Annotated in this window: 15 protein-coding genes; 5 read left to right on the top strand and 10 right to left on the bottom strand. The window is 61.4% G+C overall.

What is annotated here, in order from left to right; genetic code table 11:
- Window position 1 precedes the first annotated feature (1 nt).
- A complete protein-coding gene (locus C4J89_RS11870) occupies window positions 2-649 on the bottom strand; it encodes an isochorismatase family protein (protein WP_124414491.1) in 648 nt (215 codons plus the stop codon).
- 146 nt (window positions 650-795) lie between these two features.
- Here C4J89_RS11870 and C4J89_RS11865 point away from each other — a divergent pair, with 146 nt between their 5' ends.
- Window positions 796-1,488 (top strand): NUDIX hydrolase, encoded by a 693-nt coding sequence (locus C4J89_RS11865; RefSeq protein ID WP_124414490.1) that lies wholly within the window; start codon window positions 796-798, stop codon window positions 1,486-1,488.
- A gap of 33 nt (window positions 1,489-1,521) precedes the next feature.
- On the opposite strand, the gene C4J89_RS11860 is transcribed toward C4J89_RS11865, so the two are convergent.
- A complete protein-coding gene (locus C4J89_RS11860) occupies window positions 1,522-2,295 on the bottom strand; it encodes an L-iditol 2-dehydrogenase (RefSeq protein ID WP_124414489.1) in 774 nt (257 codons plus the stop codon).
- 17 nt (window positions 2,296-2,312) lie between these two features.
- Window positions 2,313-3,638, bottom strand: coding sequence for a sugar ABC transporter substrate-binding protein (locus C4J89_RS11855; RefSeq protein ID WP_124414488.1), 1,326 nt, complete (start codon window positions 3,636-3,638; stop codon window positions 2,313-2,315).
- Between the two features lie 210 nt (window positions 3,639-3,848).
- On the opposite strand from C4J89_RS11855, the gene C4J89_RS11850 reads away from it, so the two are divergent.
- The 3 genes from C4J89_RS11850 to C4J89_RS11840 all read left to right on the top strand — a co-directional run bounded on the left by C4J89_RS11850 (window position 3,849) and on the right by C4J89_RS11840 (window position 6,920).
- The gene (locus tag C4J89_RS11850) at window positions 3,849-4,772 is read left to right on the top strand and encodes an AraC family transcriptional regulator (RefSeq protein ID WP_124414487.1); all 924 of its coding nucleotides are present in this window, start codon (window positions 3,849-3,851) and stop codon (window positions 4,770-4,772) included.
- 154 nt (window positions 4,773-4,926) lie between these two features.
- Window positions 4,927-5,877 (top strand): nucleoside-specific channel-forming protein Tsx, encoded by a 951-nt coding sequence (locus C4J89_RS11845; RefSeq protein WP_124362522.1) that lies wholly within the window; start codon window positions 4,927-4,929, stop codon window positions 5,875-5,877.
- 14 nt (window positions 5,878-5,891) lie between these two features.
- Window positions 5,892-6,920 carry a purine nucleoside permease gene (locus tag C4J89_RS11840; protein ID WP_124414486.1) on the top strand — a complete coding sequence of 343 codons (1,029 nt, stop codon included), beginning with the start codon at window positions 5,892-5,894 and terminating at the stop codon, window positions 6,918-6,920.
- Window positions 6,921-7,030: 110 nt separating this feature from the next.
- Here the strand turns inward: C4J89_RS11840 and C4J89_RS11835 are convergent, their stop codons facing one another.
- The 3 genes from C4J89_RS11835 to C4J89_RS11825 all read right to left on the bottom strand — a co-directional run bounded on the left by C4J89_RS11835 (window position 7,031) and on the right by C4J89_RS11825 (window position 8,245).
- Window positions 7,031-7,207 (bottom strand): metallothionein, encoded by a 177-nt coding sequence (locus C4J89_RS11835; protein ID WP_124414485.1) that lies wholly within the window; start codon window positions 7,205-7,207, stop codon window positions 7,031-7,033.
- Window positions 7,208-7,296: 89 nt separating this feature from the next.
- Window positions 7,297-7,752: a DMT family transporter gene (locus tag C4J89_RS11830; protein ID WP_124362519.1), complete on the bottom strand. Its 456-nt coding sequence runs from the start codon at window positions 7,750-7,752 to the stop codon at window positions 7,297-7,299.
- A gap of 4 nt (window positions 7,753-7,756) precedes the next feature.
- Window positions 7,757-8,245, bottom strand: a complete 489-nt coding sequence (locus C4J89_RS11825; RefSeq protein WP_124362518.1) for a DMT family transporter — start codon at window positions 8,243-8,245, stop codon at window positions 7,757-7,759.
- 115 nt (window positions 8,246-8,360) lie between these two features.
- Here C4J89_RS11825 and C4J89_RS11820 point away from each other — a divergent pair, with 115 nt between their 5' ends.
- Window positions 8,361-9,293: a LysR family transcriptional regulator gene (locus C4J89_RS11820; protein ID WP_124414484.1), complete on the top strand. Its 933-nt coding sequence runs from the start codon at window positions 8,361-8,363 to the stop codon at window positions 9,291-9,293.
- 1 nt (window position 9,294) lies between these two features.
- Here the strand turns inward: C4J89_RS11820 and C4J89_RS11815 are convergent, their stop codons facing one another.
- The 4 genes from C4J89_RS11815 to C4J89_RS11800 form a co-directional block, all read right to left on the bottom strand.
- Complete coding sequence (locus C4J89_RS11815) at window positions 9,295-10,614, bottom strand: Nramp family divalent metal transporter (protein ID WP_124414483.1); 1,320 nt, start codon at window positions 10,612-10,614, stop codon at window positions 9,295-9,297.
- A 38-nt stretch (window positions 10,615-10,652) separates the two neighbouring features.
- Window positions 10,653-12,209, bottom strand: coding sequence for a DUF726 domain-containing protein (locus C4J89_RS11810; protein ID WP_124414482.1), 1,557 nt, complete (start codon window positions 12,207-12,209; stop codon window positions 10,653-10,655).
- A 94-nt stretch (window positions 12,210-12,303) separates the two neighbouring features.
- The gene (locus C4J89_RS11805) at window positions 12,304-12,609 is read right to left on the bottom strand and encodes an XRE family transcriptional regulator (protein ID WP_124362514.1); all 306 of its coding nucleotides are present in this window, start codon (window positions 12,607-12,609) and stop codon (window positions 12,304-12,306) included.
- Window positions 12,602-12,967 carry a type II toxin-antitoxin system RelE/ParE family toxin gene (locus C4J89_RS11800; protein ID WP_124362513.1) on the bottom strand — a complete coding sequence of 122 codons (366 nt, stop codon included), beginning with the start codon at window positions 12,965-12,967 and terminating at the stop codon, window positions 12,602-12,604. Before C4J89_RS11800 ends, C4J89_RS11805 begins: the two co-directional genes overlap by 8 nt.
- Window positions 12,968-13,102 lie beyond the last annotated feature (135 nt).

Here is a 13,102-nt window from a genome sequence, read left to right as displayed (position 1 = left end):
CTTAACGCGTGGCCATCGCGGCCAGTTCTTCGCGGGTACTGCTGATGACAGCACCGGCCTCAAGCAACGCATTGACGGCCTGAACCCCGCCCGCCTCAGTGATGCTCCGACACGCCGGCAGGTGCAGCACCACTTGCAGCCCGGCCTTGAGCAGTTGCAAGGCGGTGGTCTTGACGCAGTAGTCCAGGGCCAGGCCACCAACGATGACGCGCACGACACCGTGGGCCTTGAGGTATTCGATGACGCCCGTCGACAACTTGTCGTGCAGGTCGTGGTAGCACGCGCCGTAAGGGTGCAGGTCGGGTTCGACACCCTTCCAGATGAAGTAGTCGTAGTCATACGGGGTGGGCAACTCATCCAGCAAGGTGAAGCCCTCGGTACCGGGTACACAGTGGCTGACCCAGGTGACATCGGCGTGAACGAGACCCGTGGGTTGCAGCATCTGACTGTGCTGCGCGACCACCCAGGGCGCGTGTGGGGTGTGAGCGTCCTTGCTGCCGACGCGATGCCCGGCAAGGCTGGCCATGTAGTTGAGCTCGGCGCCGATCAGATCTCCGCCGACGACGGGCAACTCGTCCGGACACAGCGGCGTGAAACTCTTCTGGGCGTCGACATCGAATGAAGCGATGGCAGTTTTGGCGAGGGTCATGGTGATTCTCCGGTGGCCTGGAAACAAAAGTACATGTCATGTACTTTCATTGCAAGAAACATTTATTTACCAGTACTTCAGCAAGTACATGACATAGCGGTTCGATCCGTTAGACTGTGCCACACTGCCGTTCAGAAGGACTTCACATGCCACTTAGTGCCTACCTCCACACCGTCGACCTGTGCGCAGTGTTTTACTGCCGCGCCTCGGGCGAACTCAAACTGCTGCTGAACAAACGTGACGCCGAGCCCTTCGCCGGGCATTGGGCGCTGCCGGGTGTGGTGGTCAATGGCGGCGTGCAGGATCTGAGCCTCAAGGATGCCGTGGAACGGTTGCGCGCCAGTGACAAAGTCGGCCTGGAGCTGGCCTGGAGCGAGCAGGTTGGCACGGTAGGCGATGCGTTTCGCGACCCGCGCTGCTGGTCGTCGTCCACTTACTACCTGGCGATTGTGGCGGACGAGGTAACGCTGAGTGAACATCAGGCCTGGTTTTCCCTCAACGCGGTGGCGGACGGCAGCATCAAGCTGCCCTTCGATCACAACCTGATCGTCGCGGCGGTGCAGGAACGAGTGTTGTCCAAAGCGCTGTACAGCAGCTTGCCGCTGATGTTTCTGGGCAAGGAGTTCAGTGCGCCGCAAGCGACCGCGATCTTTTCCCTGGTACTGGCGCGGCCGGTGCTCAAGACCAGCGTGCGCCAGCGCTTGTTGAAGCTGACGCAGGCGGGATATTTGCGTGAGACGGGGCGCAAGAAGCAGGGTGAAGGCGGCAGGCCACAGGCGACGCTGGAGATGTTGAAGCCAGGAGAGATTTACTTCTTCGACCGCAGTTTTGCCGAGTGACCGGACATGGAGATCCACGGGTGACCGATGGCTCTAGCTCATCCAATTGCCACCATCGACGTTGTAAGTCTGTGCAACCACATAGTCAGCCTCCTTCGAAGCCAGGAAGATCGCCATGCCGGTCAGGTCTTGCGCCGTGCCCATCCGCCCATAAGGCACCTCGTCGCCTACCCGCTTTTTCTTCTCGCCCGGCGCCAGGCCCTCATGCCTGGCGAACAGCGCATCCACCCCATCCCAGTGCTCACCGTCCACCACACCCGGGGCGATGGCATTGACGTTGATGCCCTGTTTGATCAGGTTCAGCCCCGCCGATTGCGTCAGGCTGATCACGGCCGCCTTGGTCGCGCAATACACCGCCACCAGCGCCTCGCCGCGCCGTCCGGCCTGGCTGGCCATGTTGATGATCTTGCCGCCGTGGCCCTGGCGAATCATCTGCCGCGCGGCGGCCTGCAGGGTAAACAGCGTACCGGCGACGTTGATTGAAAACAGCCGGTCATAGCTGTCGCGGGTGATGTCGACGATGGGCGCCAGGTCGAACAGCGCCGCGTTATTCACCAGTATATCCAGCTTGCCGGCATGGGCGACCACGGCGGCCATGGCCGCGTCGATGGAGGTTTGGTCGGTGACGTCCATCGCCACCGCATACGCCTGGGGGCCCAGTTCGGCCGCCGTCTGCTCGGCGCGCTGCAGGTTGATATCGGCAATGGCGACGGTGGCGCCTTCCTGGATATAGGCCTGGGCAAACGCGCGGCCAATCCCCCGCGCCGATCCGGTGATCAGCGCGCTCTTACCTTCAAGTCGTTTCATCGAGGTGTCCTGTGGAATTACTTCGGATAACCGGCACGCTTCATCTCGCGCTCAGTGGTGGTCTGCGCCTGCTGCAGCGCCTGGTCGACCGTCATGCCGCCGGTGAGCGCTGCCGAAAACAGTTTGCCGACGGAAGTGCCGATGGCCTGGAATTCGGGAATCGTCACGTACTGGATGCCCACGTACGGCACCGGTTTGGCCGAGGGGTGCGCCGGGTCGGCGTGCTTCATCATCTGCAGCGTGACCTGGGCAAACGGCGCCGCGTTCAGGTACGCCTCGCTGTAGGTCGATTGCCGCGTGCCTGGCGGTACGTTGGTGATGCCTTCTTTTTCAGCGACCAGCTGGATGTAATCCTTGGACGTCGCCCAACGGATAAAAGCCTTGGCAGCGTCTTTGTGGTTGGAGGTGGCCGGGATGGCCAGCGACCAGGCGTAGAGCCAGGAAGAGCCCTTATCGGTGACCTCGGTGGGCGCCGCAGCGAAGCCTACGCTATCGGCGACTTTGCTTTGGCCGGTGTCAGTGGTGAAGGAGCCGGCGACGCTGGCATCGACCCAGATCGCACACTTGCCGCTGTTGAACAACGCCAGGGTTTCGTTGAAGCCATTGCTCGACACGCCCGGCGGGCCGTATTGCTTGAGGCTGTTGACGTAGAAATTGGCCGCAGCCGTCCACTCGGGGCTGGTCAGTTCGGGCTGCCATTGCTCATCGAACCAGCGCGCGCCGAACGCATTGGCCATGGTGCTCAGCAACGCAACGTTCTCGCCCCAGCCCGCCTTGCCGCGCAGGCACAGGCCATATTGATCTTTGTCCCTTACGGTCAGCTTGGCGGCGAATTCGCCGAGCTGGGTCCAGGTTGGATTCGCGGGCATGCTCAGGCCGGCTTGCTTGAACAGGTCGGTGCGGTAATAGGTCACGGTGCTTTCGCCGTAGAACGGCAAGGCGTAGAGCGTGCCATTCACCGACAGGCCCTGGCGCACCGAGGGGAAGATGTCCTCGACATCGTAGTCGGCCGGCAGGTCGGTCAGTGGCTCCAGCCAATGTTTGGCGCCCCACAGCGGGGTTTCGTAGGTGCCGATGGTCAGCACGTCAAACTGCCCGCCCTGGGTGGCGATATCGGTGGTAAGGCGCTGGCGCAGGACGTTTTCTTCGAGCACCACCCAATTGAGCTGGATGTCCGGATGCTGCGCCTGGAACACCTTGGACAGGCGCTGCATGCGGATCATGTCGCTGTTGTTGACCGTGGCGATGGTCAGGGTGTCGGCGGCCTGGCTGGGCAGGCTCATGGCCAGGCCGGAGAGCAGCAACAGCGTTTGGGCAAGCGTGGCTTTGCGGGTTGATAGCATGGCGGTGTCCACCGGTTGTTTTTGTTGTTGAGCGCCGATTACAGCAGCTTGGGCCGGTTTCTCACAAACCCCTGGCGGATGCCCGACCGGTACTTTTTTAACCGGTGTCCCAGGCGCAAAAAAGTATCAGTGTGGGGCGGCGCCGGGGGTAGCGCCAGGCCTGCCGAGGCGGGTATTTTGGCGGGTACCCAACGCACAAGAGGCAGCCGCATGCCCATCCGCGCCCCGCTGTTCGAGCACCGTCCTGCCGAACTGGAAGTGATCCTGCCCGAACCGGAGCACTGCTTTCGCTGGTTCGAACACGACTATCCGATTGAGCTGGCGCGCTGGAACCATCATCCTGAGTTCGAAATCCACCTGATTCGCCACGGCAGCGGCAAGCTGGTGGCGGGCGACTATATCGGTGCATTCAGTGCCGGGCATGTCGCCTTGATCGGCCCCGACCTGCCCCACGACTGGATTGGCGACGTGGCACCCGGCGAGTGCCTGAGCGGTCGCGACGTGGTGCTGCAGTTCGACGGCGCCGCCCTCCTCGCCTTGCGCAAGGCACTGCCGGAACTCGGCGATCTGCAGCCGCTGTTCGAACACGCGCGACGCGGCCTTGAGTTCACCGGCGAAACAGCGGTGCACGCGGCACGGTTGATGGAAGCCATCGGCAGCGCCCAGGGCCTGCAACGGCTGATCCTGTTCCTGCAACTGCTGGACACCCTCAAGAACGCCCCGCCCCGCCAGTTCAAGGTGCTGGCCAGCCCGCGCTACGCGCCGACCCTGGACCCGCGCAGTGCCGAACGCATCAACAAGGCCTTCGCCTACCTGATGCGTGAACTCGGCGGCGAGGTGCGCCTGTCAGACATCGCCCGGCAACTGGACATGAGCGAACCGGGTTTCTCGCGTTTCTTCAAACGCACGACCGGCCATGGCTTTATCGAGCTGATGCGCAAATTCCGCGTGCAGCGCGCCTGCCGGTTATTGCTGCAAAGCGATATGTCAGTGGCGGATATTTGCTTCGAAGTCGGCTACGCGAACCTGTCCAATTTCAACCGGCACTTTCGCATCGAGATGAACCAGACACCGAGTGAGTATCGGCGCGAGACCGGCAATCATCTGGAAAAAATGACACCCAGTCATTTCTGACCATAAAGACGACTAATCAGGCTTTTTTGCAGGCCTTTCAGACGATTGAGCAAAGTTGGTACAGCCTGTGCAAACGTTTGCGGAACGAACTTGGCCACCAGGTTCACTCCACCCGTGCAATCGGGTTCAAACCGCGTACGAATAGGGATTTTCAATGCACCCCACCTCAACGCCTCGCGCTTGCTTTGGTGTTTCCTTGCTACTGGCCGCCGTTACGGGAGTACTCAGTGCACCCATTTTGGCGCAGGACAAACCCGCCGATGACTCAGCACAGGGCGAAACCCTCAGTCCCGAGGCCAACCCGCCGGCGAAAAAAGGCGCCTACCTGTCGGAATGGTTCAACCAGGACCTGACGCTGATCGGCAGCAAGGACATCAGCTTCGGCCCAAAACCGCAGGATGACGTTTACCTGGAGTACGAGTATTTCGGCCGCAAGGGGCCGTTCGAGCTGTACGGCTACATCGATGTGCCGAAGATCCTCGGCATCGGCAATAGCAATGACAAAGGCGCCTGGGACCATGGCTCGCCCGTGTTCATGGAGCATGAGCCGCGAATCTCCATCGACTACCTCGCTGGCCGCAGCCTGGCGATCGGACCGTTCAAGGAATGGTATGTGGCGTTCGACTGGATCTACGACCACGGCAGCAACAAGGAGAACCGCGCCAACACCCTGTACAGCGGCCTTGGCACCGATATCGACACCCACTCGCGGGTCAACCTGTCGGCGAACTTCTACGGGCGTTACCAGTGGGAAAACTACGGCGCCAGCAATGAATATTCCTGGGACGGCTACCGCGCGCAGATGAAATACATCGTGCCCATCGGCAAATTCGACAATGGCGCCTCGCTGACCTACATCGGCTTCACCAACTATGATTTCGGCTCGGACCTGCACAAGGACAACCCGGCGCGCACCGCCAATTCCCTGGTGGCCACCAACGTGTTGCTGTACTCGTTCACGCACCTGCGTTTCACCCTGGTCGGCCGTTACTTTCATAACGGCGGCAACTGGGAGGATGGCAGCGAGTTGAATTTCGGTGAAGGCAACTTCCGCGCCCGCTCAGACGGCTGGGGTTACTACGCCGGCGTGGGCTACCAATTCTGATCAAGGAGCTGCAGATGAATACCTTTACCCGCCTCTCGCTGGCCATGGGCCTTGCCCTGCTGCCCCACCTGGTGCTGGCAGACAACGCCGCGCCGATCAAACCCAAGGTCATGCTGATCACCATGTTCGCCCCCGAGGCGCAAACCTGGATCGACCGCCTGGAACTCAAGCAGCAAGTGCGCGTGCCGGGCCTGTCCGCCGAATACCCGGTGATTCGCTGCAACACCCAGGACGTGTGTCTGCTGGTCACTGGCATGGGCCAGACCAACGCCGCCGCCTCGACCCTGGCCCTGGCCTTGTCGCCCAAGTTCGACCTGCGCCAGAGTTATTTCCTGATCGCCGGGATTGCCGGTATCAGCCCCAAGCACGGCACCATTGGTACCGCCGCCTGGGCGCATTACCTGGTGGAATTCGGTACCCAGTGGGAGTTGGATTCACGGGATGCACCCAAGGAGTGGCCGACCGGTTATATCGGCATCAACACCAAGGGGCCCAATGAAAAACCGCCGCTGGACTACAAGACTGAAGTGTTCGAGCTCAACCCCAAACTGCAAGCCAAGGCATTCGCCTTGTCGCACAAGGTGGAGCTGACGGAAAGCAAGGAATCCGCCGCCTGGCGCAAGCACTACCCTGCCGCGCCGGCCAACCAGCCGCCGCAAGTCACCCGCTGCGACACCCTGGCCGGCAACACCTGGTTCTCCGGTACGCGCCTGAGCGAGCGCGCCGAAGTGTGGACCAAACTGCTCACGGACAACAAGGGCGAATACTGCACCACCCAACAGGAAGACAACTCCACCTACGAAGCGCTGCTGCGCGCCAGCCGTGAAGGCTTGGTGGATATCCAGCGCCTGGCCGTGGTGCGTGCCGGTTCCGATTTTGACCGCCCGTATCCGGGCTACAGCGAAGTGGAGAACCTGCTCAAGTACGCCGATCAAGGCGGTTTCGTACCGGCATTGGAGAATCTGTACCGCACGGGCAATCCGCTGGTACAGGCGATCCTGAACAACTGGTCGACCTGGGAAAAAGGCGTTCCAGAAGCCTGATGCAGAGCAAAATGTGGGAGGGGGCTTGCCCCCGATAGCGGTGTTTCAGCCACAGATGCAGTGACTGACATACCGCTATCGGGGGCAAGCCCCCTCCCACATTGGACGGTTCAGTTCGCGTTGGCAGCCGCTTTGGCGCATTCGCAGCCCGTCGCCGCAGCGCAGGGTTCACCGTGCGCATGATGCTCGGCGCAGCCCTGGCAGCAATAGCCCTTCCCGTGCTTCATGACCGCGTCGATGCCCAGTACGCATTTGCAGTGTGGGCAAGCACAGGTTTGATCCGGCATGGTCAGACTCCTTCTTCATGGTCGTCGCGGTGCAGCGAACGCCACACCTGAAACAGTGACCCGAGGCGCGGCGCCAAGGTTCAGCGCCGTCAGTCGGCCTGGCGCGTATTGCTGCGATACATGAACACCAGCGCCAGGGCCAGGCACAGCATCGCGACGATCCGGCTGCCGGACAGTTCGATCGCCGGGTTGCCCAGCCAGCCGAAATTGTCGATCAGCATGCCCATGCCTAATTGCCCCACAATCACCGCCACCGTGGCGACCGCCGTACCGACCACCGGCACCGCGCCGACCATTACCATCATGTACACCACGCCGAATAAAGCGCCGGTCAGTTGCCACTTCGGCACGTCCAACAAACTGACCGCCTGGGCGGGCTCGAAGAAAAATATCAACAGCGCGGTGGTTAGCGCACCGACCGCAAAGGTCAGCAGGCTGCTGCGCAATACCCCAACGGTCTGCCCCAAGCGACCGTTGATGGCCGCCTGCACGCTCAATACCGCACCTGCGGCGACCACCACGACCAACAACACAAACAGATTCATCGCCTTACCCTCGTGCAATCAGAACAAGTGCCGCCACAATCAACGCCAGGGCTATCCAGCGCTCTACATTGACCCGCTTGCGCGCCGTGCCGAACCAGCCGAAATGGTCGATCAGTACACTCTTGCCCACCTGCCCGGACAGGATCGCAATCATCGTCATTGCCACACCGATATGGGGCGTGGCCAGGGTCAGCACCACCACGTACATCGGTCCCAGGAAACCACCGATCAACTGCCAGCGCGGCAGTTGGGTGAAGGCCGGGCCCTTTTGTGGGCCGCTGAACAGCAACAACAAGAACAGGATCGCCGAGCCGACGCCAAAGATGCTCAACGTCGCCCATAAATGCCCGACCTGCACACCCAATGGCCCCAGCAAACCGGCCTCGACCGACAGCCCCATGCCCGCGAGAATAACCAACGGCAACAACAGCAGCCGGAGAACGTTTCGCTTTGGCCGGGATTGCGCCGTACCCTCGATAGAATGTGCCTGCATACATCACCTGCGCTTGAAGAAGAAAACAGGCGTGCATTATCCAGTGGCTTGCCTGTGCGATAAATGGCAGCATGCAGACAACACCTTTGCGCAAAACGCACAGCTTGGAGTCATGATGCAGGGTTTGAATGAACTGAGTTTCAAGGCGCTGCGCCTGTTCGTCGCCGTGCTGGACCAGGGCAGTTTTTCTGAGGTGGCACGCCGCGAAGGCCTGGCGCCCTCGTCCATTTCCCGGCAGATCCAGCTGATGGAACACGCCCTCGGTCAGCAGCTGCTGTACCGCCACACCCGTGCCGTGAGCCCGACCGAAGCCGGACGCCTGCTCGGGCGACACGCGCGGCTGATGCTGGAGCAGCTGGAAACAGCGAGCCAGGCCCTGCAGGAACAAGACAGCGAACCCAGCGGACTGGTGCGCATCAATGCGCCCATGGTATTCGGCCAACGTCATCTTTCGCCGTGGCTGGGGGAGCTGTGCCGGCGCTATCCGAAGCTGCAACTGGACATCCAGCAGACCGATACCTTCGTCGACCCGCTGCAGGACGGCACTGACCTGCTGTTTCGTATCGGCGTGCTCAATGACTCCAGCATGCAGGCGCGGATCTTCGCGCCGCAACGCTTTCGCCTCGCCGCCAGCCCCGCCTACCTGGCGCAGCACGGCACGCCGCGCCATCCCGACGAACTGGTCAACCACCAGTGCCTGGCCTATAAGGGCATAAAAGGCCAGGAGCGCTGGTTCTTCCGCCGCGACCACGACGACTGGAGCGCCTACAGCGTCAAGGGCCCGATCACCGGCAACCACGCTGACACCCTGACCCACGCCGCCGAGCAGGGCCTGGGGCTGGTGGTGTTTCCTTCCTGGCTGATCGGTGAAGGCCTGCGCGCCGGCACCTTGCAAGCGGTGCTGACCGATTACGAAGTGGCGACCACCCTGGAGCCCCAGCAGATCGCGGCGTTGTGGCCGGGTAGCCGCAGGCTGTCGCTGAAGGTGCGCACGGTGATCGATTATTTTGTGGAATGTTTTGGGACGGTGCCGTATTGGGATCGGTGAGTCAGAACACCCACTGCCCAATCAACCACGCATTCGCCCCACTGATCACTGCAAACAAAAACCACGCCAGCATCCGCGTCGGCAGCCGGTTGACGAACGGGCCCATCAGTTGTTTGTCGCCGGTCATGCGGATCAGCGGGTATAACGCGAAGGGCAACTGCAGGCTCAGCACCACCTGGCTCAAAATCAGCAGCTTGCCGATGGCGTCGTCGCCCATCAGCCACACGCCGAGGAACGCCGGGATCAGCGCCAGCCCACGGGTGATCAGGCGGCGCTGCCAGCAGGGGATGCGCAGGTTAAGGTAACCCTCCATGATCACCTGCCCGGCAATCGTACCGGTGAAGGTCGAACTCTGGCCCGAGGCCAGCAAGGCGATGCCGAACAGGATGCTGGCGAACGCACCGCCCACCAGCGGGTCGAGCAGATGATAGGCGTCCTGGATCTCCACCACGTCGGTATGGCCGGTCTTGTAGAACGCTGCGGCGGCCAGCACCAGGATGGCCGCATTGACCAACAGGGCCAAGGCCAGGGAGCCAATGGTGTCGATGCGTGCAAGCTTGACCGCGTCCTGTTTGCTGGCCAGGTCCTTGCCGATCAGGCGGGTCTGCACAATCGAGGTGTGCAGGTAGAGGTTATGCGGCATCACCGTCGCACCGAGGATGCCGATGGCCAGGTACAGCGGCGCGGCATCGCTGATGGCTGACAGCGAGGGCGTGAAGCCACTGAGCACGTCCGGCCAGTAAGGTTTGATCAGCACCAGTTCGATGAAGAAACACACGCCGATGGTCGCGACCAACGCCAGCATGATCGCTTCCAGCCGGCGGAAACCTCGGTTCTGCAGGGCCAGGATCAACAGCGTGTCGAAGGCGGTGATGACGATCCCGGTGGTCAGCGATACACCCAGCAGCAGGTGAAATGCCAGGGCGCAGCCGAGCACTTCGGCGAGGTCGGTGGCGATGATGGAAATTTCCGCCAACACCCATTGGGTGCGCGCGGAGCGCTTGCTGTAGCGCTCACGGCACAGTTGCGCCAGGTCTTTACCAGTGGCGATACCCAGCCGCGAGCACAGGCACTGCACCGCCATCCCCGCCAGGCTGGCCAGCAGCACCACGAATAACAGGCTATAGCCGTAGCGCGACCCGGCTTCGATGGCGGTCGCCCAGTTGCCGGGGTCCATGTAGCCGATGGAAATCAACAGGCCGGGGCCGGCGAACATCAGCGCACGTTTGAAGAACGACGCCTTGGGATCAACGACAACGGAGCCGGCCACTTCCGGCGGGCAGAAAGGGGCGGTAGCAATTTTCGGCAGGCTGAATTTCACGCGGGATCCCAGGCAAACACACAAGTCAGGGCGCCAGCTTAGCAGTCCGACGCAACGGTGCGCATCACCGTCTCCCGGGGCAGGTCAAATGCCTCAACCACCTGCACCACCAGGTCCAGCTCCTGATTCAGCGCCTCACGTTCCAGACGCTGGCGAATCACGCCGATCACCAACACCGCCAACGTAGTGATCGAATACGCTGGGCCGGAAAACGCCCGTACGCCGCTGACCAGCAACATCGCTGCCGCCAACGCCTGGCCCACCACCGGAATCGCCGTGGCGGCACCGCGGCGCAGCATAAACCCGGTGAGCCCCGCCAATGCCGTGCCGCTCAAGGCGGTAGTGGCCGTACGGCCCACGTCGAGACGCTTGAACACACCTTGCTCTTTTTGCATCGCGGCCTTGAGTTCGGCGTCGAACGCCTGTCGGTCGGCACCGCTGAGGTTGTCGTGATACTGCTTGAGGAGTTTTTCCGCGACCTGCGCTTCGATATCCGCCAGGGCCACGCTGGCCATTGCATCGTCGAACTTGATGCCCAAGCGTTGCGCCACCGCTTCGGCGATCTGGCGATAAGCCACGCCGTGGCCACGGGCCAGGTTCATGAAACTGTCGCCGCCCATGCGCTGCAACTCGATGGCGAGCTTGCGCGGCTCGCGTACGCTGGCATCAATCGAAGCACTGCGCTTTTGCGCCATCAGTTCGGCGAGAAACTTCAGCTCATCCGGGCGCGCCTGCATCAGCATCGGAAACAGATCGAGATCTTCTTCGGCAAAACGCGCTTCACTGCTGCGCAGGTCGGCGCGGATCAGGCCACGGCGTTCCTGCAGCAGGTCGGTGTACTGCACCACCGTGCGCAACTGCGGCCAGTAGGCGGCATGGTCGAAGCTGGCCAGATGCACGTTGGTGACCTTGGCCTTGAGCGCGGGCGTTACCGCAATCGCATAGCGGCCGATGCAACGCTCGGTATCCGGCTTCATCGCCAGTGCCCAGTCCTTGCTCGAGTAGCAATTGATCAGCCGCCCCTTGAGCGGTGCCGACACCGCCTCCCAAGGGCTCGACGTACAGATTGCCCCGCCCATCAGCAGCACGTTATTCAATGGCAGTTCATGGGCGGTTTCAGGGCTGGCCAGCACACTCTTGACCAGGATCCGGGCGCCAAGGGAATGGCCGATCAGGTTGATCTGCCGCACCTGGAGCGATTCGGCGTGCAGGTAGCTCGCCAGCTCGGGCAACAAGGTCCTGGCCACTTCATCGACCCGCGCCTCGACGCTTTTGTAATGGTCGAGAAAATACGCGATCGCCTTGCCCACACCCACGGTCGCCGCGCCCAGGCCACCGCCGCCTAGCATCGAGGCGATTACCTCCTTGAACGGGGCAAACAGGTTTTCCAGGAAGTGCCCCGCCGGCCAGAACAACATCAGGTTGGTCGAGCCTTCAATGCCGGCCAGTTGTTCCTTGAAGCCGGCCAACTGCTGCTGGCTGAAAAACGCCGAATAACCGTGCACGTAGAGATTGAGCACGTCCCCCTGAGGCTCGCCACACAGGACGAACGTAGGCTTGCGGGTGCGGTGCATTTCATCCCACTGCTGTTGCATGGGCCGGTGACTCCTGGTGACAAGGGGCGGCCATGGTAACAAAGAGCCAATCAAGCCGAGATGAAAACCACAGGCATCGCGACGCCGGACTGGTTCAGCGCGCGAAGTTGTCGATTTTTACCTGGCCATCGGGAAACGTCGCGATAATTTCCAGCTCTCCCCCCATCGCACGTATGTAGTCGCGCAATGTGCTGATGTACATATCGGTGCGACGCTCCATTTTCGACACCGCCGCCTGATTGATATTCAACGCCTTGGCCAGGCTTTCCTGGCTCAGTTGCTGCGCCTTGCGCAGCTCATGCAGGGGCATCTCTCTCAGATGCTGTTGAAAAAGCTGCTCGGCATCGGCACGCGACTCGGGAGTCATGCGCGCCTTGAGATCAGCGAATTTTTTAGCCATGGGTAAGGCCCTCTTTGCGCAATGTTTTCAAATGGATGTCATACAGCTTTTCCGCCACCGGTACGTGCACGTCGTACCAACGATGCTGTGCGGTTTTATCGCCACCTATCAGCAGGACTGCGCAGCGCCGGGGATCAAAGGCATACAGCACCCGATAGGGACGACCTGCGTGCTGTATACGCAGTTCGCGCAGATTGCCGTGGCGAGAGCCCTTGATATCGCTGCTGTGGGGAAAGCCAAGCCCCGGGCCGAGCAGGCCCAGCAGATCCACGCTGGCAGCGACCGAAGATTGCTCCTTCTCACCCAAGTTGCCCCACCACTCGCCGAATTCATCCGTGTATTCAATGTCCCATACCATGCAAATATGCCACCCAAGGAATATAAACTCAAGAGCATGAATTTAGGTACAGAGGTGACGAGTCTGCCAGCCGAGCATTGGGAGAAAGTGTTTGTAGATTCTTCAGCTTCCACGAAAAGCAAACATCCGTAGCCG

Source organism: Pseudomonas sp. R4-35-07 (assembly GCF_003852235.1).
Taxonomy (GTDB): domain Bacteria; phylum Pseudomonadota; class Gammaproteobacteria; order Pseudomonadales; family Pseudomonadaceae; genus Aquipseudomonas.
Note: the sequence above shows the minus strand (reverse complement) of the source record. Positions and strands in the feature narration are given on the sequence as shown.